This is a genomic window from Arthrobacter sp. P1_B4 (assembly GCF_056406555.1).
On sequence record NZ_JBFTZW010000030.1, the window covers coordinates 1 to 26,080 of the forward strand.

Below are 26,080 nucleotides of genomic sequence, written 5' to 3' on the forward strand. Positions count from 1 at the left end.
GCCTCAGCTTTCGCCGCCTTCGGTGTGACCACGCAGGTGGGGCTGATCGCACTGGGGGTCATTGTCGGAGGTATACTTCTATTCTGGCAGCCACTTCTGGTGTCCGTGATTGCATTCATGGTGTGCCAAGAAATCAATCCAAAATTCGGACAAAGCGGACTTACGGTCCTCGGCCACGAGCTCTACTATGTCGAATTCGGAAGCCTTCCCATGGCATTCTTCCTCTTATTCGTGGCCGCGATCTCGGCGATCATGAAGCGAGACGTTTCCAGCCAGTCAAAAGATGTGATTGATCGTAAGCCGTTGGTTGGGATTATAGTCTTTATCGGTGTCTCTATAGTCCTAGGTCTCCTTGCCGGGTTGAGTGTCACCTCCGTTTTCGGGCAAGTCACTCGTCCGCTCGTAGTATTCGTCCTCGCTTGGATCGTTGGCGCGAATTCTCGCCCTGAGCTGTCCGGTAAAAAATTCGAGTTGGCAATTGGGGCCGCAATAGTCGGGTTGGCAGTTTTAGGGTTGCCTGTTGCTCTTTCGGGCGGGGGCCTTAGCTTGGGCGGCCAACTCGTCTACTATGACACTGCAACCGCGGCAGTCGCTGCAGCCATCCTGTTGGCGGTTCTCCGACAGAAAGGGCGTTCAACTCCCAGCATGGTAGTCGCCGTGGGGGCTGCTGTGGTTCTGCTGGTGTCCTTTAGGCGGTCTGTGCTGCTGGCATTAGCCTTGACGCTCATCGTGACGGCGTTCATAAGCCCGGCTTTTCGCAAGGTGATGGTCCGCGCACTGATTCCATTAGCCGGACTGGTCATATTGGCTCTTCTGACAGTCCAAGATCTCCTCATTTCCTTCTGGGATCGCATGGTTTTATCGTACGAAACACTTGACGGGTCCGCCTCCGACGGGTCCACTCAAGGACACGCCGACGACATCATTATTGGTCTGGAGCATGCGGTAGCCAACCCATGGGGATATGGGCCAGTCTCTCCCCAACTTCCGGGCCTGGTTACTCGGGGGGAGACTATATATGTTCACAATGAAATACTGCTCAACTGGCTCCGTTTCGGATTGTTTGGGCTTCTGATAAGCATCGCCCTGATCTGTATCTTCAGCTGGTCTTCGGCCCAAGTAATATTGCGACGGAACTCGCAATTTTCACGAATCCGTTTCGGTGCCGCATTCTTTGTCCCGATCTACGTTATTGCCTCTTTTACTGCGCCGTTCATGATGACAACTTCACGGTGGCCGGCCCTGCTTGGTCTCGTGTTCGGAATTCTTTCAATGAGACCCGCCCCCAATTTCACGTCGAGCTTCTCCCATGGAGCGTCGGCACCTAGTGCGATTCCGTTGGGAGCGGAGCTCCGTCCGGGCGTCAACCTAGCGGAGTGACGCCGAATCGGTTTGGTGGTGTAAGGCTCCAAGTGAGCATCAGTAGGGTGCTTTTGTCCGCAGGTATTGTCACGGCAAGTGGGACGAGTCTGGCGGCGCCTTTGGTGTGGACCTGCGTTGGGCCCTGTTAGCAGTCCAGGGTCTGCTTGAGTTTCTTGTCCGAGAAGCGGGTTCGCCGCGGTTCACGGGAGCGCTTCCTAGATGACTGGGCGAAAGAAGAATCGATTCGTAGTTGGGCTGCCGTGTACAACAACGTCCGAAGCCCTGGCGACTGACGCTGCCACTGGCGCAGGGAACGCCCCGGCCGCCGGCTCCGTGGATGTCCTCTGGTCCAAGTACGGCGCGCACCGCGGCATAAACCGTGGATGACGACCGTCGTCGATGTGGACACCGGGCAGGTCCTGGGCCTGGTCGAAGGCCGGGAAGGGGCTCAGTCACGAACTGGTCGGCCAGAGACAGCAGGTCGAACTGTTCGACCGAGAAAGCGTATATGGAAGCCACATCATCAGGCCCTTCCGTGGCGCGGACGAGGGGCCGATACCGAAGACGTGCCCGCCCAAGAGCCAGGCGGGAGCCGAGAGCCAGTCCCCGATGAGGCCCTCAGCGGTTCGTAGTGATTTCCGCTGCGTGGTGGATTATCAGATCGACGTACTGGCGGCGCCTGTGAGCCTTATGCGGGTCGTAAAGGTTTGGCCATTGACGAACCGTTTGCCCGTACGTTTCAGATGCTGGATGGTCGCATCGTTCGATTCGACCCTCGCCGTTATTGCGCCGGGATTCCCCGCTGTGACGGTCGGCCACGCCGTATGTTCCCTATCCGAAGTGCTTGTCCCGCTCCGCTTCCAGAACGGTCTCCAGGACGGTATTGGTAAGCCGGTTGAACAGCTCTTTCGGCGAGTTCGATTCCCTTCGCCCTGGCGTGGGGCAGGCACTGCTGCGCTAACTCTTGCTGATCCATCCCATCGCCATGGGCTCCGTGGGTTCGCTCATGATCATCCTCCCCTCAGGCACCGCCTGGTGTGTGAGGCCGACTCCGGATCCACCGACTTTCAGGCACTCACTCTAGCTACCTCGTACGCGTGAGGGAGGGAATACTGTTGCAGGCCTCATATCGCCTGATGGGGGGCTTGTGTCGAAATCGTCAGACCAGTCGTTGTCGAGCTGTCCCACACCTTGAAGCGGGTGTTGGCTATCCTGGTTTTCAGCGCGACGGACGCGCGATTTTGAAGATTCCATATTTGAGTAGTAGCCGTAGCCGTATGCGTCTGGACCCTTCGCCGGCAGACGGTTTAGGACGACTCCCAGGAGCTTGGCTCCGACCAAGGTGAGGGCGGCCAGAGACTTCTCCAGTTCGTCTTGGCGAACTCTTTGGACGCTGGCCACCAACACCACACCGCCAACGTGCTGAGAAAGCACTGCGGCGTCAGTAACGGGTAGCAGGGGAGGGGCATCGATGATTACCATGTCGAATGTTTGCTCCAGCCGTCCAATCAGGTTCTGCATCTCCGACGAACCAAGCAGTTCGCTGGGGTTTGGAGGAATCCGTCCCGATGTTAGAACGTAGAGCCTGTCTTCCCCCCAGGGCTGCAAGAGTTCATTGACATCAGACGCTCCAACCAGCGCTGTGGTCAAACCAGCGTTCCGTTCAAGCCCCAGATAGTCGCTCACCATGGGACGCCGCAGGTCAGCGTCTACTAAACACACTGACTGGCCAGCCTCAGCCAATGCGATGGCTAGGTTAGTAGCCGTCGTACTCTTGCCCTCTCCCGGCAGGGACGAAGTAACGAGGACAGTTCTCCCGTGGCCTGCCACATTTGCGAACTGAAGGTTTGTTCGCAGTTGTCGGAAGGATTCGGCACGGGGGCTTTGGGGTGGCGCCTGCGTCAAGAGCGGCTTCTTGGTCGCATCTGTATCGAACGAAATTGCCCCCAACAGTGGGGCGGCAGTTACGCGGCGAAGGTCCGCCTCGCCCCGAATGCGGTTGTCGAGAGTGGCTCGCAGGATTGCCGATCCCGCACCAATTGACAACCCCACCAGGAACCCGAGCACCAAGTTCATACGTGTGTTCGGTGCAGACGGCCCGACCGGCGCGGTGGCGGGCTTGATTATGGAGAGACTTACGGGCGAGCTGCCACCGTTTTTCGGTCTCTCCAGCATATCCACCGCCGCTATGAGACTCTTGGCTACAGCCTGCGCGATCGCCGCTGCCTGAACGGGCGATCCATCCGAGACCTCGATGTCGATGAGAACAGTGTTGAGGTCGGTCTTGGCCTCTACCCGCGACGCCAGCACGTCAGCGGACATCGTCAACCCAAGCGAGTCGATGACAGGCTGTAGGACCACGGGGGAGGCCACTGTTTTAACATACGACTGAACACGGGCCTGGCTGAACGTGTTGCCCTGCTGGAGTTCCTGCACGGAGCCTGAGCTTTGAATCGCCACGAATAGTTGGGTCTTCGCCGTGTATGTCGGTTGTGTGAGCGCTGACGCGGCCCCGGCAACCAATAGCCCGATAAGTGTCGAGGCAACGATCAAGATCCAACTACGGCGGGCAATGCGAAGGTAATCGCGTAGGTCCAAATCGAGGTCCCCCTGAGTCGATTGCATAGGCCGCCTTCTGGCACGACCCGTCAACAGCAACATGCGTGCGGTCACCGCAATTGTACTGCCTTAGATCGGGCGTGGAATCTGGCATGTGGCTGACCGCTCATGGTCCAACCCATCGCGTTGGCGTTCGTGTATTGCGCTTGGTCGCTAGGTGCGTCACCGGTCTCCGCAGCGGGATCAGCCCGCATGTGTAAGATGCCAAAAGCCGAGTCTGAGTCGTGGCTCCCGCCGGAGCCAGCAGTTGGCCAGCGATGACCGCCCTGAAGCGGCTGGCATCAAATCGCGAACTCACGTGGCCAATGATCGTCTGACGGGCCGTCGCGGTGTCGATCAGGGTGACCCATGAGAGTTGCGCTACATTAGACGGACACCGTCACCGCGTGTCCAGGTCCTCGAACACCAGGAACGTCTGGGTGTCCAGGACTCCGGGCATGGACTGCAGCTGATCGAAGATCACCCGGCGAAGGTCGATGTTGTCCACGGCGCGCACCAGCAGGATGACATCGAAGTCCCCGCCGACCAGAGCGATGTGATGGACCTCGGGGATCGCACGCAGGAGTTCACGCAGCTCGCGCCAGGAATGCTGGCGCACTTTCAGCGTGACGTAGGCAGAAGACTTCAGCCCGGCTTTGATGGGATCCACCAGGGCGGTGAACTTGGTCAGGACGCCTTCGCCCGTGAGCCGGGCGATGCGGGTGTAGGCGTGGGCGCGGGAAATGTGGACGTTCTCGGCCACCTGTGTCACCGACATCCGGCCGTCCCGGGTCAGCTCCGCGATGATGTTCCGGTCCACATCGTCCAGCGGCACCGCCACCTGCTCCGATTCGAGCTCTGCCATTCGTCTACGACCCCCGCCGGTAATCCAGCTCACACTTACGATTTGTCTTCCAGACTAGGGCAAATTTGTGGACATCTCCACGATTCACCACAGAGGTGGATACGAAACAGCGGCTGGAGGCATACTGGGAAAGATTAGTGGCTACAGAAGGACGGACCAATGACGATCTCCGCAGACCACGCGGCGCAGCCAGCTGCGCAGCAGGCCGCGCAACAAGATCCAGCCGGTGATGCCGTGAGCAAGTTCGGTATCACCGTTGAGGACTACATGCTGCCCGCACGCCACCAGATCCAGATGGTGGGCCCGGACGGAACCCTGAATCCCCACACGGAACAGGGCACCCAGCCGGGGCACGAGTACAGCCTGCCCAGCGAAGCCGAACTGATGGCCGCCTACGAGCAGCTCGTCATCGGCCGCCGCGTCAATGACCAGAACTCCGCGCTGGTCCGGCAGGGCCGCATGGCCGTCTACCCCTCAAGCCACGGCCAGGAGGCGTGCCAGGTTGCCGCAGCACTGTGCCTTTCCGAGGGTGACTGGCTGTTCCCCACCTACCGCGACTCCGTGGCCGTGATGGCCCGGGGCGTGGATCCGGTCCAGACGATGACGCTCTTCCGCGGCGACTGGCACGGCGGTTACGACCCCGCCAAGAACAAGGTCGGCATCCAGTGCACCCCGCTGACCACCCAGCTGCTGCACGGCGTCGGCGTTGCGCACGCCGCCAAGTTGCGCGGCGAGGACACCGTGGTCCTGGCCATGTGCGGCGACGGCGCCACGAGCGAAGGCGATTTCCACGAGGCCCTGAACTTCGCCGCCGTCTTCCACCTGCCCGTGGTCTTCTTCGTCCAGAACAACCAGTACGCGATCTCCGTGCCGCTGGCGCACCAGTCCGTTGCGCCCTCCCTGGCCCACAAGGCCGTGGGCTACGGCATGGCCGGCGAACGCGTGGACGGCAACGACATCGTGGCCCTGCTCGCCGTCCTCGGCCGGGCCGTCAAGCTCGCCCGGGAAGGTTCCTGCCCGCTGCTGGTGGAGGCGCACACCTACCGGATGCAGGCGCACACCAACGCCGATGATGCCACCCGCTACCGGCAGGACAGCGAAGTCGCCGAATGGGTGGCGAAGGACCCGCTGAGCCGGATGCAGACCTACCTGACGGACCGCGGCCTGCTGGACGACGACCGCGCCGCCGCGATCGCCGAAAAGGCAGAGGCGGTAGCCACGCAGCTGCGCGAAGGCCTCAGCGAAGAGGTTCCGGTGGAACCGCAGGATCTCTTCAAGTACGTCTTCTCCACCCCCACACCACAGCTGAAAGAACAGTCCGCCATGCTCGCCGACGAACTGGCCCGCGACGCCGCATCCATCTCAAGGGAGGCCGGGAAATGAGCCCCACCATCACCACGTCCTCCGAGGCGAACGGCAACGTCAGCGCCGCGACCGCCCGCGCCGCCGCCAAGGCTGCTGTTGCGGCCGAGCAGGCCGGCCCGCAGACCATCACCCTGGCCAAGGCCCTGAATACCGCGATGGCGGACGCCATGCACGCGGACCCCTCGGTCCTGGTCTTCGGCGAGGACGTCGGCATGCTCGGCGGCGTCTTCCGCATCACGGACGGGCTCACCAAGACCTTTGGCACGAGCCGCTGCTTCGACACCCCGCTGGCCGAATCCGGCATCGTCGGCATGGCCGTCGGCATGGCAATGAACGGCATGCGCCCGGTCATCGAAATGCAGTTCGACGCGTTCGCGTACCCGGCCTTCGAACAGATCGTCAGCCACGTCGCCAAGATGCACAACCGCACCAAGGGCGCCGTGAAGCTGCCCATGGTCATCCGGGTCCCGTACGCCGGCGGCATCGGGGGAGTGGAGCACCACTGCGACTCGTCCGAGGCCTACTACGCGCACACCGCCGGCCTGAAGGTCTTCACCCCGGCCACCGTGGCCGACGGCTACCGGATGCTCCGCGAAGCCATCGACTCCGATGACCCCGTCATGTTCATGGAACCGAAGAAGCTGTACTGGTCCAAGGACCAGGTGGACCTGGACGCGCTGCGCGCCGAGCACGCCGCGAACACCGAGCGCGGCACGTCCTCCGAGGGCCGGGCCGCCGTCGCCCGCCCCGGCACCGACGCCACGCTGATCGCCTACGGCCCGTCCGTTCCGACGGCGCTCGCCGCAGCGGCCGCCGCCGCCGAGGAAGGCCGCTCGCTGGAAGTGATCGACGTCCGCTCGATCGTGCCGTTCGATGACGAGACCGTCTGCGCCTCGGTCCGCAAGACCGGCCGCGCCGTCGTGATCGCCGAGGCCCACGGCTTCGCGTCCGTGGCCTCGGAAATCGTCGCCCGGGTCCAGGAACGCTGCTTCCACCACCTGGCCGCGCCGATCCGCCGCGTCACCGGCTTCGACGTGCCCTACCCGGCGCCGAAGCTCGAGCCCTACTACCTGCCCGGTGTGGACCGCATCCTCGACGCCGTTGACGACCTCCAGTGGGAAGACTGACCATGAGCGAACCGAAAGTATTCCTCCTGCCGGACCTGGGCGAAGGCCTCACCGAAGCCGAGCTCGTGAACTGGCTCGTGGCCGTGGGCGACGAGATCCGCGTGGACCAGCCGATCGCCGAGGTGGAGACCGCCAAGTCCATGGTCGAGGTGCCCTCCCCGTACGCCGGCACCGTGGCCATCCTGCACGGCGAGCCCGGCCAGACGCTCGACGTCGGCAAGCCGCTGATCTCGGTGATGCCGGTTGGTTCCGTTTCCGCCGTGGGCGCCGCCGCAGGCGATGCCGCCCCCGCCCCTTCGCCGGACGGCATTCGTCCTGCGGACGATGCCGTCGGCTCCGACAGCGGCCCCGGACTTCCCAATGCTCGCAAGCTCGCATCGGGTCCCTCGTCCGGTTCCTTGGATGCCACTCCCGGGGCGGCATCGCCTGCGCCGGCTGGTGTCGTTGCCGACTCGCCTGCTGCTGTTGCCGCTGAGGCTTACCGCGAGGAGGAGAAGGCCGGGTCCGGGAATGTCCTGATCGGTTATGGGACTCCTGGCGGGCATGGGGTTGCCCGGCGGACCCGGGCTCCTAAGCGGGCTGCGGGGGCCGAGTCGGTTTCCGGGGTCTCTGCTGCCGAGAAGGCTGCCGATGACCTGGTGCTGCTGCGCACCCGGGTTCCCGGGAAATTGGGGGCCGTTATTTCTCCGCTGGTTCGCCGGATGGCGCGCGACCATGGGGTTGATTTGGGGGAACTCCAGGGCTCGGGGGCCAGCGGGCTCATCATGCGGCGCGATGTCGAGGCCGTCATCAAGCCGTCGCCGGTGGTTGAGCGTCCGGCTGCTGCGGAGTCTGCCGCACCGGCCGCGCCTGCCGCGGGTTCCGGCACCGACGCGCGCACCGGTCTGGGCATTTCCGGACGCACGGCGGTCCGGGGCGTGAGGAAGGCCGTCGCGGCGAACATGTCGCGCAGCCGCTCCGAGATCCCGGAAGCCACGGTGTGGGTGGACGTGGACGCCACTGCGCTGGTGGAGATGCGTGCCGCGCTGAAAAAGGCGGACCCGCACAACACCCCGGGCCTGCTTGCCTTCATCGCACGGTTCGTTACTGCCGGGCTCAAGAAGTTCCCGGAGCTCAACACCCGGATCGTGACCACCGAGGATGCCGCGGGCGGCGCGATGCAGGAGATTGTGGCCTTCGACGGCGTCAACCTCGGGTTCGCGGCGCAGACCGACCGCGGACTGATGGTGCCGTCGGTGCGGAACGCGGACAAGCTCAGCGCCCGCGAACTGGACGCCGAGATCCGCCGCCTCACCGCCGTCGTGCGCGAGGGCAAAGCGACCCCGGCGGAACTGGGCAGCGGCACGTTCACGCTGAACAACTACGGCGTGTTCGGGGTGGACGGTTCCGCCGCGATCATCAACCACCCCGAAGTGGGGATCCTCGGTGTCGGGCGGATCATTGACAAGCCCTGGGTGGTCAACGGCGAGCTCGCGGTCCGCAAGGTCACCGAGCTGACTCTCACATTCGACCACCGGGTGTGCGACGGCGGCGCGGCCGGCGGCTTCCTGCGCTACGTCGCGGACGCGATGGAGAACCCGGGGTCGGCGCTCGCGGACATGTGACAAGTGAGGAGTCGGCCCCGTCCGAGCCGATTCAATCCAGCCTGGTGGTGGCATACGGGAGACAAGGTTCTGGCGGCAACGAGTGGTTCGGGGCGCGCTTGCTTACGGTCGGACGTCGTGGCTTGCGGACGGGGCGGCGGTATGCCACGGTCGGCCGGGCACTTAGCCGTTCTTATTGAGCCCAAGGCTGGTGGACGTGGAAGCAGCAGACCTTGAGTTCCGTCGTAAGCAGGTTGAGCGCGAATGGAAGTGATCTGCCTGCACAGTACAGCTGATATGAGTTGAGTCTGTCCTTCACAAACACCTCCGGAGATGTCAGGACGGGATGTATCAGATTCCTTTGAGGACCTGAGGTTGATCCGCGGGATCCTCCCGACACCTTCGGAGGTGTTTGTTATGTCTGTTCAGGGCGTGGTGACCGGTGAWTCACCCGTTGTTGTTGCTGTCGACGTTGGCAAGAGGACGGTCGCGTTGTCGGTCACCGATGCCGCCCGGCAYCGCCTGTTGGGTCCGGTGGACTTCGAGATGACCGGACGGGGCCTGGACGGGATCCTCACTCTGATCAAAAGCAGGCTGGCCGGGATGGATGTTCCCGTGAGAGTCGGGATCGAAGCTGCCGGGCATTACCACCGGCCGCTGCTCACCCCGTCCGTGTGGCCCGCGGACTGGCAGGTTCTGGAGCTGAATCCCGCGCACGTGGCCGAGCAGCGCAGGGTCCAGGGACGCCGGCGCATCAAGACCGATGCCCTGGATCTGGAAGCGATCACCGAGCTGGTCCTCAGCGGCAGGGGCCTTCCTGTGACTGCGCGCGAGGCTGTGATCGGTGAACTCGGCGCGTGGGCGGCGCACCGGACCCGCAGGGTTCAGGCGCGGACCGCGACGAAGAACCAGCTGCTGGGCCAGCTGGACCGGGCCTTCCCCGGGCTGACGCTGGTCCTGCCGGACGTGCTCGGCACCAAAGTGGGAAGGCTCATCGCTGCTGAATTCACCGACCCGAAGCGGCTCGCCGCGCTGGGCACCGCCCGGTTCATCCGGTTCGCCGCCGTCCGCGGCCTCCACGTTCGGCAGCCGCTGGCCGAACGGCTCGTCCGTGCCGCCCGCGACGCGCTGACCACGGCGGACGCAGCCGTGGCCCGGCAGGTGCTGGCCGCCGATCTGGACCTGCTGACCGAGCTCACCGCGCAGATCGACGCATCCGAGGCAGAGTTCGCCCGGTTGCTTCCGTTGAGCCCGTTCGCGACGCTCACCACGACCCCGGGCTGGGGTGTGGTCCGCGCCGGCAACTACGGCGGCGCCCTGGGCGACCCGCACCGCTGGCCCGGGCCGTCACAGATCTACCGGGCATCGGGTCTGTCCCCCACCCAGTACGAATCGGCAGGCAAACGACGCGACGGATCCATCAGCAGGGAAGGCAACGTGGCCCTACGCCGGGCCTTGATCGATCTCGGCATGGGGCTCTGGTTCAACGACGCGCCCAGCCGGACCTACGCCGCGGCGCTCAGGACCAGAGGCAAGCACGGCGGCGTCATCGCCTGCGCGATGGCGCACCGCGCATCACGGATCGCCTACGCCATGGTCCGGGACCAGGCCACCTACGACCCCGGCCGCTGGAAGTGACAAGCCGCGGCACACCATGATGCCAGCCGGAAATCCCCCTCACGGAACCCACGGAGGTGCCCGCAGGATCCCTTCACAACCCAGGCCGGCGGTGAGACGCTGGAACCGACGAAGGGCCGGACCAGACGCCGATACAGCTATGGCGGACGCTTCCCGCGTTACGCCGCACCTAGCTTGGCGCCCGGCCCTTCGCCCTTGGGCAGCCCGAACGACGCCAGATGACCCGGCAACCGCCGAGGTCGAATAAGTCAGCGTGGGCGCCCTTGGAATCACGCCGGGCCAGCCAACCAAACCGCCACCCCACAGACACGTCAGAACGCCCGGCCAAACATGCGGCGCGCACTGTCATGCCCGGAGCATGCACTTGACACGACCTATAGCCAGCTAGGTTCCGGCACCCACCCCTTGGCACACTTGTTACCCGCGGGTAACATATGACTCATGCATCTCCTGTTCCGGACTCTCCTGCTGCTGTTCACGTCCTCACGCCGCTCACCGCTGAGCATCTGGGACAACTCCTCGCTGCCGCTGCGGGTCCTGCCCACGGACATCGACATCGCCCTCCACGTCAACAACGGCATGTACTTCTCACTCATGGACCTCGGGCGCTTCGATCTCATGGCCCGCAGCGGCACCTGGAAGAAGATGCGCCGCCGGGGCTGGACCCCGGTCGCGGCGGGGGAGACCATCGCGTTCCGCCGTTCGCTGCAGCTCTGGCAGCAGTACACGATCGAATCCCGGATCATCGGCCTGGACTCGAAAGCCATCTACTTCGAGCAGCGGATGGTGGTGGACGGCGAAGTGTACGCGCGGGCCTATATCGCCACCCGGCTTCTGAGCAAGGGCAAGCCCGTCAGCCAGGAGGAGATCATCCGCGAGTTCGGCGCCCCGCCGGCGGATCTGGAGCTGCCCGGGTGGATCCACGAATGGCGCGAAACCAACGCCCTGCCCGGCGCCAGGCGTCCGGGCCCGCACGCCTGGGCGTGACCTGCCTACAGCCCCGCCCGGATGTGCCAACAGCGAAATGCCGGGGACAATCCGCGCCCGCTCCCGTACCGTTGACTCATGGCTACCGTAGACATCACAGGTGAACAGTTCGCATCGACAGTCGAGGATAACGACATTGTCCTCGTCGATTTCTGGGCCGAATGGTGCGGCCCGTGCAAGCAGTTCGGCCCCACGTACTCGGCGATCTCAGAGAAGCACCCGGATGTCGTCTTCTCCAAGGTCGACACCGAAGCCGAGCAGCAGCTCGCCGCCGAGGCCGGCATCACGTCGATTCCCACGCTGATGGCCTTCCGCGAAAAGGTCCTGGTGTTCTCGCAGCCTGGCGCACTGAACGCGCAGCAGCTCGAGCAGGTGGTCGACGCCGTCAAGGCCCTGGACATGGAAGAAGTCCACGCCCACGTGGCCCGGTCCCAGGCCGAGGCCGCCGCGGCTGCGGCCAAGCAGGACGGCACCCAGATCCCGGAGGCCTGAACCTCCACGGCTTAATCCCAGGCTTAACCAACGCGGGGTCACTCCGCGCCCATAAATCCCTCAGGGATGGGCGCGGAGTGGCCCCGCGTAGTGGTTGGAAGCGTGGGTTAGAGCCTTTCGAGCTTGACCGGCTCGGCCAGCAGCGCGCTGAGGGATTCGTTGAGGTCCTGGACGGCCGTGCCCTTGGAGTGCTTGTCCAGGTCCGCCTGGCTGGCCCACCGTTCGGTCAGGACGAGCTTGTCCTCGCTGGCCTCGGTGAGCTCGTAGCGGATGCAGCCGGGCTCGTTGACCACCTCGTCGATCGCGATGTCCAGGGCGAGCTTCACGCGGAAGAATTCGCCGTCGTTGGGGATGAAAATGGCCTGAAGGTCAACGGGTGCACTCATGGCAATCACCCTACCGGGCTGCCGGGCAGGCGCCGGAACATGACCCAAGATTTCATAGGACTTCCAAGCTTTGCTCTTCTTTTGCCTCCGCACTGTTGGTAGCGTCACACCATGCTTGCTTACACAGCCGGGGACACTGACGTCCCGCTGCTCGAGGAAACCATTGGTGCGAACTTCGAACGGATCGCGGCGCGGTTCCCGTACCACGATGCCCTGATCGAGGCGGCCGCGGTACCCGGCGAAGAGGCCCGGCGGTGGAGTTACACCAAGTTGAACGACGACGTCGACCGGCTGGCACGTGCGCTCCTCGCCCTGGGCGTCGCGAAGGGCGAGCGGATCGGCATCTGGAGCCCCAACTGCGCCGAGTGGACCATCCTGCAGTACGCCACCGCGAAGGTCGGGGCGATCCTGGTCAACGTCAACCCCGCCTACCGCAGCCATGAGCTCGAGTTTGTGGTCACCCAGAACGGCATGCGCATGCTGGTCAGCGCGCCGTCGGACCGGAACAGCGACTACACAGCGATGGCGCGGCAGGCGCTGGCGGCGTGCCCGGGCCTGCGCGAGCTGGTCTTCCTCCCGGACGCCGGCCTGGACGGGCTGACCGCCGGCGAACCCGGCACTGAGGCGGAGCGCACCTATGCCGAGCTGCTCAAGCGGGCCGACGACGTCGGACACTCCGAGCTGAAAGCGCGCATGGCGGCACTGGACGCGCAGGATCCCGTCAATCTGCAGTACACCTCCGGCACCACGGGGTTCCCGAAGGGCGCCACGCTGACGCACCACAACATCCTTAACAACGGCTTTTCGATCGGCGAGCAGCTGGGCTACACGGAACACGACCGCGTGGTGATCCCGGTGCCCTTCTATCACTGCTTCGGCATGGTGATCGGGAACCTCGCGGCGCTCAGCCACGGGGCCGCCACCATCATCCCCGGCCGGTCGTTCTCGCCGGCCGGGGCGCTGGAAGCTGTGCAGGACTTCGGCGGAACCTCGCTGTACGGCGTGCCGACCATGTTCATCGCCGAGCTCGCCTTGCCGGACTTCGCCTCCTACGACCTCTCCACACTGCGCACGGGCGTCATGGCCGGCTCGCTGTGTCCCATCGAGGTGATGAACCGGGTCATCACGGAAATGAACATGAAAGACGTCGCCATTTGCTACGGCATGACGGAGACCTCGCCGGTGTCCACGATGACCCGGAGCGTGGACACCATGGCCCAGCGCACCGAGACCGTGGGCCGGACCATGCCGAACCTGGAGAGCCGGATCGTGGACCCGGTCACGGGAGAGGTGCTGGAGCGCGGCGGGATCGGCGAACTCTGCACGCGCGGCTACGCGGTGATGCGCGGGTACTGGAACCAGCCTGACAAGACCGCCGAGGCGATCGACGCCGACGCCTGGATGCACACCGGGGACCTCGCCCGGATGGACGCGGACGGGTACATCGTGATCGAGGGCCGGATCAAGGACATGGTGATCCGCGGCGGCGAGAACGTCTATCCGCGCGAAATCGAGGAATTCCTCTACACCCACCCGGACATCCAGGACGTGCAGGTGATCGGTGTCCCGGACACGAAGTACGGCGAGGAACTGATGGCCTGCGTCATTTTGAAGCCGGGGGCCGCGCCGATGGACGCCGCCAGCCTGGCCGAGTTCTGCCGCGGCAAGCTGGCACATTACAAGATCCCGCGCTACGTGGATGTCCGGGAGAGCTTCCCGATGACCGTCTCCGGCAAGATCCGCAAGGTTGACATGCGCCAGGAGGCCGCGGCCCGGCTGGGCCTCCAGACCGGCGGCTGACAGCAACGCGTTGCTCCTGAGGTCAGTGGTCGCGGTGGTCCTGGATGGTCATGCGCGGGCCAAATGTCGGTTTCCGGAAGCCGCTGAGCCCGATCATCCGGACCACCCGCTGCCGGTGCCCCGCCCATGGAGCCAGCAGCCTGAGCATGCCGGCGTCGTCTGTCCGGCGGCCGGTCAGGGCGGCGCCCACGTAGGCCGCAAGGTGGTAGTCGCCGACCGAGATTGAATCCGGGCAGCCGTGCGTGCGCTGCACCACCTCCGCCGCCGTCCAGACCCCGATTCCGGGCAGGGTCTGCAGCTTGGCCGCCGCCTCCGCGGCGGGGAGGGCGGCGAGCCGTTCCAGCGCGGCGGCCGAGCGCAGCGCCCGCATGACGGTTCCCGACCGCTGCGGGCCCACGCCGGCCTTGTGCCATTCCCAGGACGGGATGTGCAGCCACTGCGCGGCCGTCGGCTGGACCAGCAGATTGGCGGGCGCGACGGTGCCGGCGCCCGGCGCCGCCGTCCCGAAGCGGTACATCAGGTAGCGGTATCCGCGGCGGGCCTCGATAACGGTGACCTTCTGCTCCAGGATGGTCGGCACGAGTGAATCGATCATCCTGCCGGTTGCAGGCAGCCGGATCGCGAGGTTCCGGCGTCGGGCTTCAACCACCATGCGCGGGAGGGTGGCGTGGAATGCGGGCTCGTCGAAGCCGGACCAGTCGTCGTCGCTCCCGAGCATGCGCGGGACGGAATCGACGGCGTCCCCCGCTCCGGGACCCCAGGCCTGCGCGTCCACGGCAGGGTCAGCCCGCGTCCCGGCCGTTGCCAGGCGCAGCGTGGCCGGACCGCGGGGCGTCGTGAACGCGAACCAGATCCCGTCCGGGGCGGTGCGGATGGACGGGTCGCCGTGGCCGCGCAGCAGCGTGCCGATGGTTTGCATCAAGTCGAACGGGCCGCCCGGGTGCCACCGCAATGAGGCGTCCGCCGCGGCGGCAATGCCTGCGGGGGCGTCTGCGAGGCTCATTCGAACATGTTCCCACGGCCCGCTGACAGCAGCGTCATCCGCGGCAACGGTGCAGGGGCCGTACGGCCCTTAACCTCCCGCGCTGCCGGGGCTAAAATCCGGCTAGTGGCGTTGTGTGTCCGCGCCCGCTTCTTGGCACCGAATCCTTGTTCTTAGGAGAGTGTGATGGCTGGTGGAGTGGTTCATTTCGAAATCCCCGCAGAAGACGAGGGCCGCGCACGGGAGTTCTACAGTTCGGCGTTCGGCTGGGAGGTAAGCCAGGTGCCGGAGATGAGCTACACCATGATCAAGACGACGCCGACGGATGCCAACGGCATGCCCTCCGTACCGGGCTCCATCAACGGCGGCATGTTCCGCCGCGAAGGCGACCTCACATCCCCGGTGGTCACTGTGGATGTCGATGACATCGACGCGGCGTTGGCGAAGATCAATGCCCTGGGCGGCAGCACCGTCTTACCGCGCGAGGCAATCGGCACCATGGGCTGGGCCGCCTACTTCCGGGACACTGAGGGCAATGTGGTCGGCCTCTGGCAGAACGCCCCGCGTGAGGGCGGCGCCGGGGCAGCGAACGCCGGGAATGACATCGGCGCCTGACGCGCCGGGCACGCCGGCCCGCAGTGCATCCACCTCACTGCATCCCGGTGGTGAGCCACAGCGCCACGACCGCCAACGGGACGGTGAGGACGACGGCGGCCACGCCGGCGAGGGCGAAGCCTCCCCAGCGGATCTCCACGTTCAGGGAGCGGAGCCGCTCGTGCCACAGCAGCGTGGCCAGGGACGCCCAGGGGGTCACCAGAGGCCCCAGGTTCACGCCGATCAGCAGGGCCGCCAGCCGGGCCGGGGAGCCGCCCACCGGTTCCAGGGCAAGATAGGCGGGGAGGTTGTTGACCGCGTTGGCTGCCCCGGCGCCCAGGCCGGCGAGCTGCAGGAGCGACGGTAGGCCCTCGCCCGTGCCGGCGATCCCGGTCAGGAACTGGGTGAGCCCGTTGGCGTGCATGGTCTCCACCACCATGAACAGTCCGGACGTGAGCATCAGCGGGCGCCAGGGAATCATGGACCAGCGCAGGACGGAGCGCCGCCGCCAGAGGAAGAGCAGGAGCAGCGCCGCAGCCGCCGCGAGTGCCGGGATCTGCACCGGAACCCCGGAGACAAGCGCCGGGAGGAGGACCAGCATGACCCCCGACGCCGAGTAGAGCAGGACCCGGTCCCGGACCTTATGGACGGGCTGGGGGCCGTACGTGCCGCGCAGGTCCTTCCGGAACGCCAGCCACAGGAGCACCAGCGGCACGAGGATGCCCACCAGGGCCGGGGCCCACACGAGCGAAGCGAACGCGGCGGGGCTGAGGTTGAGCCGCTCCTGCGCGAGCAGGTTGGTCAGGTTGGAGACCGGCAGCAGCAGCGAGGCCGTATTCGCCAGCCACACGGTGGTCAGCGCGAACGGGAGCGGCGGAATGCGGGCGTGAATGGCCAGCAGCACGACGACGGGAGTCACCAGCACCGCCGTCGTATCCAGGGACAGGAACACCGTGGAAACGGTGGCGAGGGCGATGGCGAGGAACCACAGCAAGAGGACCCGGCCGCGGCCCAGGGCGGCCAGCCGCTCCGTGACGACGCGGAAGAGCCCGGCCTCATCCACCAGCTCGGTGACGAGGGACATCGCCACCACAAACGCCAGTATCGGCACGGTGCGTGCTGCCAGCGCCTGGAAGGCGGGGACCGGCAGCAGTCCGGACGCCAGCGCCGCGCACCCGGCCAGCAGCATGCCCGCGGGCAGCGCGTAGCTCCTGAACTTCTTCAGCCGGGCGATCCTCTTCACCGCCATATCCTCGCACCTTTCAGAGCAGTGGCAGTGCCGTGGCAGCGCCGTGGCCGCGCCGACGTGCCCGCCGCGCCGGAGACGGTAACTTTGTACCTATGAAGTACGCCCCGTCCGTCCTGGACCTCATTGGCCATACGCCGCTCGTCAAACTCAACCACGTGACCGATGGCATCGCAGCCACGGTCCTGGTGAAGCTCGAATACCTGAACCCCGGCGGTTCGATCAAGGACCGCATTGCGGTCAAGATGATCGAGGAGGCCGAACGAACGGGCCAGCTCCTGCCCGGCGGCACGATCGTGGAGCCCACCTCGGGCAACACCGGCGTCGGTTTGGCGCTCGTGGCGCAGCAGAAGGGCTACCGCTGCATCTTCGTCGTGCCGGACAAGGTCGGCGAGGACAAGCGGGCCGTGCTCCAGGCCTACGGCGCGGAAGTGGTGGTCACGCCCACCGCCGTCCCGCCGGACAGCCCGCAAAGCTACTACGGCGTCTCCGACCGGCTCGTCACCGAAATCCCCGGCGCCTACAAGCCGGACCAGTTCTCCAACCCCGCCGCCCCGGCCAGCCACTATGAGACCACGGGCCCTGAGATCTGGCACGACACCGACGGACGCATCACCCACTGCGTGATCGGCGCCGGGACCGGCGGCACGATCACCGGCACCGGCCGGTACCTCAAGGAAGTCTCCGCCGGGCGCCCCGGGGCCGAGGGCGGCGTCGTGAAGATCATCGGCGCGGATCCCGCCGGCTCGGTGTACTCCGGCGGCACGGGACGCCCGTACTTTGTCGAGGGCGTCGGGGAGGACATGTGGCCGGCCAACTACGACAAGTCGGTCCCGGACGACGTCATTGCCGTCAGCGACGCCGACTCCTTCGCGATGACGCGCCGGCTGGCGCGCGAGGAAGGCCTGCTGGTGGGCGGCTCCTCGGGCATGGCCGTCGTGGCCGCCATGGAAGTCGCCAAGGACCTCCCGGCCGACGCCGTCGTCGTGGTCATCCTGCCGGACTCCGGCCGCGGCTACCTGGCCAAGATCTTCAACGACCAGTGGATGCGCTCCTACGGCTTCCTGGCCGGCGGGGACGAGGCGTCGGTAGGCGAGATCCTCAAGGCCAAGACCGGTGAACTCCCGGACCTCGTCCACATCCACCCGAACGAGTCCGTCCGCGACGTCATCAACATCATGAACGAGTACGGCGTCTCGCACATCCCTGTACTGTCCCAGGAACCGCCCGTCGTCATGGGCGAGGTGCTGGGCGCCGTGGATGAACGCACCCTCACGGCCAAGCTCTTCCGCGGCGAGGCCAAGCTCTCGGACAAAATCTCCGAACACATGGAGGCCCGGCTTCCCGTGATCGGCTCGCTCGAATCGATCTCGACCGCCCGCGAACTCCTCTCCGACGCCGACACCCTCATGGTGACGTTTGTCGGCGCCCCGGTGGGAATCCTGACCCGCCACGACCTCCTCGCGTACCTCAGCAACTGACCAGTTCAAGGAGTCCCATGTCTGTGCCTGAAAACCCGTCCTCGAATAACCAGGGTTTCAACACCCGCGCCATCCACGCCGGCCAGGCGTTTGAGCCCCGCACCGGGGCGGTGGTGCCCCCCGTGCACTTCTCCTCGACCTATGCCCAGGACGGCATCGGCGGGCTGCGGGCCGGTTACGAATACGGCCGGGGCACCAACCCGACGCGTGACTCGCTGCAGGAGCAGCTGGCGGCCCTGGAAGGCGGGAGCGCCGCTTTCTCCTTTGGCTCCGGCCTGGCCGCCGAGGACTCGATGATCCGCGCCCTCACCCGCCCCGGTGACCACATTGTGCTTGGCAACGACGCCTACGGCGGCACGTACCGGCTGATCAGCCGGGTCCTGGGGGAGTGGGGCATCGGCAACACCCCGGTGGACATGTCCGACCTCCACGCCGTCGCTGCCGCCGTCGCCGCCGGCGGCACGGCCGACGGTGGAGGCAAGACCCGCCTGGTGTGGGTGGAGACGCCGTCGAACCCGATGATGAAGATCACCGACATCGAGGCGCTCGCCAAGGTGGCGCACGACGCCGGCGCGCTCCTCGTGGTGGACAACACCTTCGCCTCCCCGTACCTGCAGACCCCGCTGGCCCTCGGCGCCGATGTGGTGGTGCATTCCACCACCAAGTACATCGGCGGGCACTCCGACGTCGTCGGCGGCGCGATCGTGGTCAACGACCCGGACCTCGCCGAGAAGATCGGCTTCGTGCAGTTTGCCGTCGGCGCCGTGTCCGGGCCGATGGACGCCTTCCTCACCACCCGCGGGCTCAAGACCCTCGGGGTGCGCATGGACCGGCACAGCGACAATGCCCAGGCCGTGGCCGAATGGCTGCTGGAGCGCCCCGAAGTGGAGGCCGTGCTCTACCCGGGCCTGCCCACCCACCCCGGCCACGAGCTGGCCAAAAAGCAGATGAAGAAGTTCGGCGGCATGATCTCCGTGCAGTTCAAGGGAGGCGAGGCCGCGGCCCGCAAGGTGGCCGAATCGACCTCCGTGTTCACCCTGGCGGAGTCCCTGGGCGGGATCGAATCGCTCATGAACTACCCGTCCGAAATGACGCACGCCTCGGTCAAGGGCACGGAACTGGCGGTCCCGGTCAACCTGATCCGGCTCTCGTGCGGCATCGAGGACGTGGAGGACCTGATCGCCGACCTCGACGCCGCGATTTCCTCCCTGGCCGCCGGCAGCTAGCTGCACCGTAGCTGCACCTGCAGCCGACCCCGGCGCCCGCGCCATTCCGTCGGGCCACCCTAGCTTTCTCTAAGAGAGTCAGCTAGGGTGGCCGCATGGCACTTCGATCCGACTGGTCCCAACGGACCTGCAGCATGGCCCGCGGCCTCGACATCCTGGGCGATCCTTGGAGCGTGCTCGTCCTGCGCGAGGTGTTCTTCGGCAACGGCCGCTTCGATGCCATGAAACAGCGGCTGGGAGCGGCCGATTCCGTGCTCACCAAGCGGCTCGCCGGGCTCGTTGCCGCCGGGCTCCTGGCTCGGAGGCCCTACGACGACGGCGGCCGCACCCGCCAGGAATACGTCCTCACCGCCATGGGCGAAGACGCCCTCCCCGTGCTCAACGCCGTCGTGATCTGGGCCGAAAAGCATCTCCCGGCGCCGTCCGGGCAGGCACACATGTTCGTCATCCACAGCGGCTGCGGGGAGAGGACCTCCTCGGCTGACACGTGCACGGCTTGCGGGGAACCGCTGACGGCCGCCAACACGAGCTGGCACAGCCTCTCCCGCACCGCGGACCCCGTGCCGCTGGCCTCGGCCGGCACCGGCACCCCTGTCCAGAACGGAACCGCCGCATGAATGCCCCCGAAACCACCGTGACCCCGGCGCCGGTCCGCCGCCGCATCCACCCGGCGTGGACCGTCGCCGCTGTGGCTTTCCTCGCGCTGGTCGGCGCGGCCGGGTTCCGGGCGGCCCCGGGTGTGCTGATGGTGCCGCTGCAGAACGAGTTCGGCTGGTCCACCACCGTGCTCTCCGCCGCGGTCAGCATCAACCTCGTGCTTTTCGGGCTCACGGCGCCGTTCGCGGCAGCGCTCATGGAACGCTTCGGCATCCGCGCAGTCACGGCCGTGGCCCTGGTTCTGATCGGCGCCGGGAGTGCACTGACGGTCCTCGTGACCCAGTCCTGGCAGATCCTGCTGACGTGGGGGCTGCTGATCGGGCTCGGCACCGGGTCCATGGCGCTGGTCTTCGCCGCGACCATCGCCAACACCTGGTTCGCCAAGAGCCGCGGCCTGGTCATCGGCATCCTCACTGCCGGCAGCGCCGCCGGACAGCTCGTGTTCCTGCCCTTCATCGCCGCCCTTGCCCAGGATCCGGGCTGGCGGCAGGCCTCGCTCCTGATCGGTGCCGGCGCGCTGGCCGTGGTGCCGCTCGTGCTGATGTTCCTGAAGAACTCACCGGCCGACGTCGGCGTGCTGCCCTACGGGGCGACGCCGCCGGCCCCCGGCCCGAACGCCGGCACGGAATCCAGCGGACCCGAACCGACAGGACCGGCCGCCGGGCAGGAAGTGCAGGAGTCCCGCCGGAACGCCGCGGTCCGTGCCCTGGAGGTCCTCAAACGGGCCAGCAAAGTGCGTACCTTCTGGGCCTTGGTGGCCGGCTTCGCGATCTGCGGCGCGACCACCAACGGGCTGATCGGCACCCACTTCATCCCCTCCGCCCACGACCACGGCATGCCCGAAACCACCGCGGCGGGCCTGCTCGCCGTCGTCGGCCTCTTCGACATCATCGGCACCATCGCCTCCGGGTGGCTCACGGACCGCTTCAACCCCCGGATCCTGCTCGCCGTGTATTACCAGTTCCGCGGGATCGGGCTGCTGGTCCTGCCGCTGCTGCTCAGCGCCACCGTCCAGCCCAGCATGATCGTGTTCGTGGTCATCTACGGCCTGGACTGGGTCGCCACGGTGCCGCCGACCGCCGCGATCTGCCGCCAGGTGTTCGGTGCCGACGGGAGCGTCGTGTTCGGCTGGGTGTTCGCGGCCCACCAGCTCGGCGCGGCCGCCGCGGCCCTGGCAGCCGGGGCGGTCCGGGACGCCACCGGCCAGTACACCTACGCCTGGTTCGCCGCCGCTGCCATGTGCACCATCGCCGCCGTCATCAGCGCCACCATCCGCAGGGACGCCCGGAAGCCGGAGTCCGTCCCGGTCCCGGCGTAGCTGTTCTGTAGACTGACCCGACAGCGAGGGCGCGTTTGCGCCGCCCTGGACGGAACCGACCAAACGGCCAGCGCCTACATCAGCAGCCCGATGGGGGAGTACATGTCAGTGCCCGTTTCAGACCGCAGCCCGGCGCGGTATTCACCCGTCCCGCACCTGTTCCGGCTCTCCGTCATCCCGGCCATCGCCGCGGTGGCCTACTTCATCTGGATCTCGCTCGGAGTCTGGGGCAAGCACGGCCTGGACTTCAGCGTCTACTGGTACGGCGGCAAAATCCTCAACGACGCCGGCGCGGCACCCTCAGCCCTGTATGCGGGCAACGTGGACTGGGCCGGCGGACCGGCGCTGATGTTTACCTACCCGCCGTTCGCCGCCATCGTCTTCGGCCTCTTGGCCCGGCTGCCCCTGGCGGCGGCGCTGACCCTGTTCAACGCCGCCGGCGCCGGGGTGGCGATCCTGGCCGCGGTCCGAACGGTCCGGTACTGGAACGCGAAAACCTCCTGGCGCGACACCTTCCGGGCACCCGGCAACGGCTGGGCCGCCGCCGTCCTGGTCCTGGCGGTGCTGAACCTGGGTCCCTGGCGCGAGACCCTGGTGTTCGGCCAAATCAACGCCCTGCTGATGGGCCTGATCGCCGTGGACCTGTTGGCCCGCAACCGGCGCTGGGCCCGCGGTTTCCCCGGCAGCGGCTTCCTGGTGGGCGTCGCCGCCGGCATCAAGCTGACGCCCCTGGTGTTCGGGCTCTACTTTCTGGTCCGCAAGGACTGGCGCGGACTGGGCAACATGGCCGCCGGCTTCACCGCCACCGTGGCGGCCGGCTGGCTGCTCCGGCCCGCCGAATCCCTGCAGTTCTGGCTCCAGATGCTGCCCGACACCTCCCGGATGGGGGGAGCAGGCTATGTGGACAACCTGTCCATTAAGGGCGCCCTGCTCCACTTCGGGGTCCCGGAAGCGCACGTCACCATGCCGTGGCTGCTGCTGAGCCTGGCGGTTGTGGCCGTGGGCGCCGCAGTGATCAAGGCCGCCAGCGATCAGGGTGCCCGCGTCGTGGCCGTATCGGCGACCGCGCTCACCATGCTGCTGATCAGCCCGGTCTCGTGGTCCCACCACTGGGTGTGGGTCGCGGCGGTCTTTCCGGCTTTCGCCTGGACCCTGCGGGAAGCTCCGCGCCGGTACGTCGGGATGCGCTGGACCATGGGCGGCGTGCTGGGCCTGTCGATCCTCGTATTCCTGTTCTCCCCCAAGACCATCGGTACGGCCCTCGGCGCCGAAAACCTCGACATCCAGACGCCCGGAGTCTGGATCATGGCCTCCAGCGCCGGCGTCTTCTGCGCCCTGGCCCTGCTGGTGTGCTGGCTCGTTGCCCTGCGGCGGGATCCGCTGGGGCCGGAGCCGGACCTTGCCCCCGAGCCGGTTGCCGAGCGGGACGTCCGGGCCGCCGTCTCCACTGCCTCAGCCTCCTTGTAGGCACCGCTCGTAGCAGGCCGCGCACTCATTAGGCGCCGCGGCGGCCGCCCCCGCTAGGCTGTTCGGCATGAGCTCACCCGACGGACGAAAGACGGCCCTTGTCACCGGTGTCGGCCGGCTCGCCGGAATCGCCGCAGGCATCTCACGCCGCCTCGCTGCGGACGGCTGGAACCTCGTGCTGACGTACTGGCAGGACTACGACGCCCGGATGCCGTGGGGAGTCCAGCCGGACGACGTCGAACGCCTCACCGCCGAGCTCCAGGCGATCGGCGCTGCCGTTGTGGCGCTGCCGGCGGATTTCCAGGACCCGGACGCCGTGGACCGGCTGATGTCCGCCGCCGCGGCGGAGGCCGGAACCCTGCAGGGCCTGGTGCTCAGCCACGCAGAATCCGTGGACTCCTCCATCCTGGACACGTCCCTGGAGAGCTTCGAGAGGCACTTTGCGGTCAACACCCGGGCCAGCTGGCAGTTGATTGCCGCTTTCGCCCGGCAGGCCGGTCCCGACGGCGGGGCCATTGTGGCCCTGACCAGCGACCATACCGCTTTCAACCTGCCCTACGGGGCATCAAAGGGCGCCCTGGACCGGATCGTGATCGCCGCCGCCCGCGAACTCGGCCCGCTAGGGATCAGCGCCAACGTACTGAACCCGGGGCCGGTGGATACCGGCTGGATGGATGAGCCGCTCCGTGACGAACTGGCCCGCCGGCACCCCGGCGGCAGGCTGGGCACACCGGCGGACGTGGCCGGCACCGTCGCGTTCCTGCTCTCGCCCGAGGGCCGCTGGATGTCCGGGCAGCTGGTCAAGGCCGACGGCGGATTCTCCGCCTGAGCCGCCGGGACCCCGGTGACACTCTGATTCATGGAGCGTGTGTGATCTTTGGGCAGCGTCCGGTGGTGGCCGGACCCGGTCAGCCGGCGCTCAGCCGTCGGTCAGCAGGGCGAGGGCTGTTGCCAGTTCGGTGGCGGCGCCTTGGAGGAGGCAGGCCGTCTCCCGTGCCCGGGTCTTGCGTCCGGACTGGAGGTCGGCATCGATGAGGTCGGCGATGAGTTCGAGCCGGCACGCACCGGCCTTGGACGCGGACCAGGACAGGCTTTGGGCGGCCAGGCGCGCGCCCTCCCAGTCCCCGCCGGCCAGGGCCTGGTGAATCTTTTCGACCCGGTGGGGAAGCATGAGCTGGAATGTGCTGACGAAGTCGTGGAACTTCCACGATTGGACCGTCCCCATGCTCTCCTGAAGCCGGTCGCGGTCCAGGACGAGTGCCGCGCTGATGCGGGCCCGGTGCCGGTGGGGTCCCTGGTCGGAAGCGGAACTGTCCTGGCCGTCGCCGCCCGCGCCGGCAGTGGCGTGACGTGCCGGAAAGAAACGAAGTGTCCACGCGGCTGGCTTTGCGTTGAGACTCATGATGTCCCCCTTTACTTGGCAGCCCGTTCCGCCCGTCGGGCACGCAGGGTGCTCAGCTCCTGTGTCTGGGACGGGCGGGACGACATCGGTTCGACCGGCCAGAGAAGAAGTGCCGTGGGCTATTTGGCTGCCTCTGCTCCGGTGGCGATGGCACCACTGTACGAATGCGCCCCCGGGAGAACACGAGTGTTGGCTACCCGAAAACCCAGCAGTCACCACTTGCATCACTGGCCTCATCCGTATCGCGTGAGGAGCGGACACGGAAGCACTGCCGCGAAATACCCCGCGGCTCTCAGCGGAACGCGGGGAGACCCGTGATGTGCTGGCCCAGGATCAGGGTGTGGACCTCGTCCGTGCCCTCGTAGGTCCGGACGGATTCCAAGTTGGCGGCGTGCCGCAGCGGGGAATGGTCCAGCGTGATGCCGTTGCCGCCCAGAATCGTGCGCGCCTCCCGGGCAATGCTGAGCGCCTCCCGCACGTTGTTCAGCTTGCCGAGCGAGATCTGCTCCGGACGCAGCCTGCCGGCGTCCTTGAGCCGGCCCAGGTGCAGGGCCAGGAGCGTGCCCTTCTGGATCTCCAGGACCATGTTCACCAGCTTCTCCTGCGTCAGCTGGTACCCGGCCAGCGGCTTGCCGAACTGCAGCCGCTCCTGCGAGTAGGCCAGCGCGGCCTCATAGGAATCCCGCGCGGCGCCCATAGCTCCCCACGCGATCCCGTACCTGGCCTCGTTGAGGCAGGAGAAGGGACCCCTCAGCCCGCGCGCCGCGGGCAGCAGCGCCTCCGGGCCCAGCCGGACGGCGTCGAACGTGATGTCGCACTGGATGGAGGCGCGCATCGAGAGCTTCTGCCCGATCGGCGTCGCGGTGACGCCCGCGGTGCCGGCAGGGACGAGGAAGCCGCGCACGCCGTCGTCGGTCATGGCCCACACCACCAGCACGCCTGCCACGGAGGCGAGCCCGATCCAGCGTTTCGCGCCGTCCAGGATCCAGCCCGCGTCGTCGCCGGAGCCGTCGCGGCGGGCGAAAGTCTTCATCGAGGCAGGGTCCGAGCCGGCCGTGGGCTCGGTCAGGGCAAACGCGCCGATCAGTTCGCCGGCGGCCATCCGGGGAAGCCACTCCTGCTTTTGGTCCTCGGAGCCCCACTTGTGGATGGCCGTCATGGCGAGGGAGCCCTGCACGGAGACGAACGTGCGGACGCCCGAGTCGCCGGCCTCGAGTTCCATCGCCGCGAGGCCATATTCGACGGCGGAGCGGCCGGGGCAGCCGTAGCCCTCCAGGTGCATGCCGAGCACGCCGAGCTCGCCAAGTTCCGGGGCGAGCTCGAGGGGGAACACGGCGTCCTCGTACCAGCCGGCGATGCCCGGCCGGATCCGCTGGTTCGTGAAATCGCGGACGCGCTCGCGCACGGTGCGCTCCTCCGCGCTCAGCAGGGAATCGATGGCCAGGACATCGGAGACGTCGGAAAGGTTGGCCTCATAGTTCATGCCAGCTTCGTTGCTCATGCC

At 66.8% G+C, this 26,080-nt stretch carries 22 protein-coding genes; 15 read left to right on the forward strand and 7 right to left on the reverse strand.

Annotated elements, in window-relative coordinates:
• Nucleotides 1-1,380: O-antigen ligase family protein (locus tag AC1D1W_RS11630; protein WP_476943755.1), on the forward strand; the 1,380-nt coding region annotated here is incomplete at its 5' end.
• 1,062 nt (nucleotides 1,381-2,442) lie between these two features.
• Here AC1D1W_RS11630 and AC1D1W_RS11635 read toward each other — a convergent pair.
• A complete protein-coding gene (locus AC1D1W_RS11635; RefSeq protein WP_476943770.1) occupies nucleotides 2,443-3,960 on the reverse strand; it encodes a tyrosine-protein kinase domain-containing protein in 1,518 nt (505 codons plus the stop codon).
• A 400-nt stretch (nucleotides 3,961-4,360) separates the two neighbouring features.
• Nucleotides 4,361-4,825, reverse strand: a complete 465-nt coding sequence (locus tag AC1D1W_RS11640; RefSeq protein ID WP_026537452.1) for an Lrp/AsnC family transcriptional regulator — start codon at nucleotides 4,823-4,825, stop codon at nucleotides 4,361-4,363.
• A 159-nt stretch (nucleotides 4,826-4,984) separates the two neighbouring features.
• Between AC1D1W_RS11640 and pdhA the strand changes: the two genes are divergently transcribed.
• From pdhA to trxA, 6 genes are all read left to right on the forward strand, one after another.
• Nucleotides 4,985-6,208 carry a pyruvate dehydrogenase (acetyl-transferring) E1 component subunit alpha gene (gene pdhA, locus AC1D1W_RS11645; protein ID WP_476943756.1) on the forward strand — a complete coding sequence of 408 codons (1,224 nt, stop codon included), beginning with the start codon at nucleotides 4,985-4,987 and terminating at the stop codon, nucleotides 6,206-6,208.
• Nucleotides 6,205-7,317, forward strand: coding sequence for an alpha-ketoacid dehydrogenase subunit beta (locus AC1D1W_RS11650; RefSeq protein WP_476943757.1), 1,113 nt, complete (start codon nucleotides 6,205-6,207; stop codon nucleotides 7,315-7,317). The genes pdhA and AC1D1W_RS11650 overlap by 4 nt, the downstream gene beginning before the upstream one ends.
• Nucleotides 7,318-7,319: 2 nt before the next feature.
• Nucleotides 7,320-8,921: a dihydrolipoamide acetyltransferase family protein gene (locus AC1D1W_RS11655; protein ID WP_476943758.1), complete on the forward strand. Its 1,602-nt coding sequence runs from the start codon at nucleotides 7,320-7,322 to the stop codon at nucleotides 8,919-8,921.
• A 396-nt stretch (nucleotides 8,922-9,317) separates the two neighbouring features.
• A complete protein-coding gene (locus AC1D1W_RS11660) occupies nucleotides 9,318-10,538 on the forward strand; it encodes an IS110 family RNA-guided transposase (protein ID WP_476943759.1) in 1,221 nt (406 codons plus the stop codon).
• A gap of 441 nt (nucleotides 10,539-10,979) precedes the next feature.
• Complete coding sequence (locus AC1D1W_RS11665; protein WP_476943760.1) at nucleotides 10,980-11,525, forward strand: acyl-CoA thioesterase; 546 nt, start codon at nucleotides 10,980-10,982, stop codon at nucleotides 11,523-11,525.
• 78 nt (nucleotides 11,526-11,603) lie between these two features.
• Nucleotides 11,604-12,017: a thioredoxin gene (gene trxA, locus AC1D1W_RS11670; RefSeq protein WP_018773584.1), complete on the forward strand. Its 414-nt coding sequence runs from the start codon at nucleotides 11,604-11,606 to the stop codon at nucleotides 12,015-12,017.
• Between the two features lie 107 nt (nucleotides 12,018-12,124).
• On the opposite strand, the gene AC1D1W_RS11675 is transcribed toward trxA, so the two are convergent.
• Entirely contained in the window at nucleotides 12,125-12,403 is a 279-nt protein-coding gene (locus AC1D1W_RS11675; protein WP_243181142.1) for a putative quinol monooxygenase, read from the reverse strand.
• 111 nt (nucleotides 12,404-12,514) lie between these two features.
• On the opposite strand from AC1D1W_RS11675, the gene AC1D1W_RS11680 reads away from it, so the two are divergent.
• Entirely contained in the window at nucleotides 12,515-14,203 is a 1,689-nt protein-coding gene (locus tag AC1D1W_RS11680) for an AMP-binding protein (RefSeq protein WP_476943761.1), read from the forward strand.
• A gap of 22 nt (nucleotides 14,204-14,225) precedes the next feature.
• Here AC1D1W_RS11680 and AC1D1W_RS11685 read toward each other — a convergent pair whose 3' ends face one another.
• A complete protein-coding gene (locus AC1D1W_RS11685) occupies nucleotides 14,226-15,206 on the reverse strand; it encodes a DNA-3-methyladenine glycosylase family protein (protein ID WP_243181140.1) in 981 nt (326 codons plus the stop codon).
• Between the two features lie 165 nt (nucleotides 15,207-15,371).
• Between AC1D1W_RS11685 and AC1D1W_RS11690 the strand changes: the two genes are divergently transcribed.
• Entirely contained in the window at nucleotides 15,372-15,800 is a 429-nt protein-coding gene (locus tag AC1D1W_RS11690; RefSeq protein WP_243181139.1) for a VOC family protein, read from the forward strand.
• Nucleotides 15,801-15,834: 34 nt separating this feature from the next.
• Here the strand turns inward: AC1D1W_RS11690 and AC1D1W_RS11695 are convergent, their stop codons facing one another.
• Nucleotides 15,835-17,028 (reverse strand): ArsB/NhaD family transporter, encoded by a 1,194-nt coding sequence (locus tag AC1D1W_RS11695; protein WP_243181138.1) that lies wholly within the window; start codon nucleotides 17,026-17,028, stop codon nucleotides 15,835-15,837.
• 92 nt (nucleotides 17,029-17,120) lie between these two features.
• Between AC1D1W_RS11695 and AC1D1W_RS11700 the strand changes: the two genes are divergently transcribed.
• From AC1D1W_RS11700 to AC1D1W_RS11725, 6 genes are all read left to right on the forward strand, one after another.
• Entirely contained in the window at nucleotides 17,121-18,506 is a 1,386-nt protein-coding gene (locus AC1D1W_RS11700) for a cystathionine beta-synthase (RefSeq protein ID WP_243181137.1), read from the forward strand.
• Between the two features lie 17 nt (nucleotides 18,507-18,523).
• The gene (locus AC1D1W_RS11705) at nucleotides 18,524-19,732 is read left to right on the forward strand and encodes a cystathionine gamma-synthase (protein WP_243181136.1); all 1,209 of its coding nucleotides are present in this window, start codon (nucleotides 18,524-18,526) and stop codon (nucleotides 19,730-19,732) included.
• Nucleotides 19,733-19,827: 95 nt separating this feature from the next.
• Nucleotides 19,828-20,349 (forward strand): winged helix-turn-helix transcriptional regulator, encoded by a 522-nt coding sequence (locus tag AC1D1W_RS11710; protein ID WP_243181135.1) that lies wholly within the window; start codon nucleotides 19,828-19,830, stop codon nucleotides 20,347-20,349.
• On the forward strand, nucleotides 20,346-21,707 hold the full coding sequence (locus AC1D1W_RS11715; protein ID WP_243181134.1) for an MFS transporter: 1,362 nt from the start codon (nucleotides 20,346-20,348) through the stop codon (nucleotides 21,705-21,707). Before AC1D1W_RS11710 ends, AC1D1W_RS11715 begins: the two co-directional genes overlap by 4 nt.
• Nucleotides 21,708-21,815: 108 nt before the next feature.
• On the forward strand, nucleotides 21,816-23,174 hold the full coding sequence (locus AC1D1W_RS11720; RefSeq protein WP_476943762.1) for a glycosyltransferase 87 family protein: 1,359 nt from the start codon (nucleotides 21,816-21,818) through the stop codon (nucleotides 23,172-23,174).
• Nucleotides 23,175-23,241: 67 nt separating this feature from the next.
• Nucleotides 23,242-24,003: an SDR family oxidoreductase gene (locus AC1D1W_RS11725; RefSeq protein WP_476943763.1), complete on the forward strand. Its 762-nt coding sequence runs from the start codon at nucleotides 23,242-23,244 to the stop codon at nucleotides 24,001-24,003.
• A gap of 90 nt (nucleotides 24,004-24,093) precedes the next feature.
• Here AC1D1W_RS11725 and AC1D1W_RS11730 read toward each other — a convergent pair whose 3' ends face one another.
• Nucleotides 24,094-24,576, reverse strand: coding sequence for a hypothetical protein (locus AC1D1W_RS11730; protein ID WP_476943764.1), 483 nt, complete (start codon nucleotides 24,574-24,576; stop codon nucleotides 24,094-24,096).
• A 292-nt stretch (nucleotides 24,577-24,868) separates the two neighbouring features.
• Nucleotides 24,869-26,077 (reverse strand): acyl-CoA dehydrogenase family protein, encoded by a 1,209-nt coding sequence (locus AC1D1W_RS11735; RefSeq protein ID WP_243181130.1) that lies wholly within the window; start codon nucleotides 26,075-26,077, stop codon nucleotides 24,869-24,871.
• Nucleotides 26,078-26,080: the final 3 nt, after the last annotated feature.